A 567-nucleotide genomic window follows, 5' to 3' on the forward strand; every position below is an offset into this window, starting at 1 on the left:
GATTCCCCCAGCATTTTGCATATTGCCACCCACGGCTTTTTCTTGGAAAACGTGGAACGAGTTGCTGCACCAAATTATGGCGACGACCGCAGCCTCCAGGTTATTCCCCACCCCAACGCTATTGCTCAAAAACGAGTCACCAACGCCGAAAACCCATTGCTGCGTTCTGGCTTGGCTTTGGCTGGCTTCAACAATCGCCAACAATGGGAAACGCAAGGCGAAGATGGGGTGCTGACGGCTTTGGAAGCTTCGGGATTGGATTTGTACGGCACCCAGTTGGTGGTACTTTCTGCTTGCGATACTGGCGTGGGTGAAATCAACAACGGTGAAGGGGTCTATGGCTTGCGTCGTGCTTTTGCCATGGCTGGGGCACAAAGCCAACTGATTAGCTTGTGGCAAGTCAGCGACAATGGCACCCAAGAACTGATGACCCGCTACTACCAGCGATTGTTAGACAACCAAGGGCGTTCGGAAGCGTACCGGCAAACCCAACTGGAAATGCTGGCAACTCAGAAATACGACCATCCCTTTTTCTGGGCAGCTTTTATTCCTTCTGGGGATTGGACA

1 protein-coding gene is annotated in these 567 nt (G+C 52.4%); it reads left to right on the forward strand.

Features of this window, described 5'->3' with window-relative positions:
* A partial coding sequence (locus tag AS151_RS20335; protein ID WP_139240838.1) for a CHAT domain-containing protein occupies positions 1 to 567 on the forward strand: 567 nt, incomplete at both ends.

This window comes from Geitlerinema sp. PCC 9228 (assembly GCF_001870905.1).
In the GTDB taxonomy this organism is placed as follows: domain Bacteria; phylum Cyanobacteriota; class Cyanobacteriia; order Cyanobacteriales; family PCC-9228; genus PCC-9228.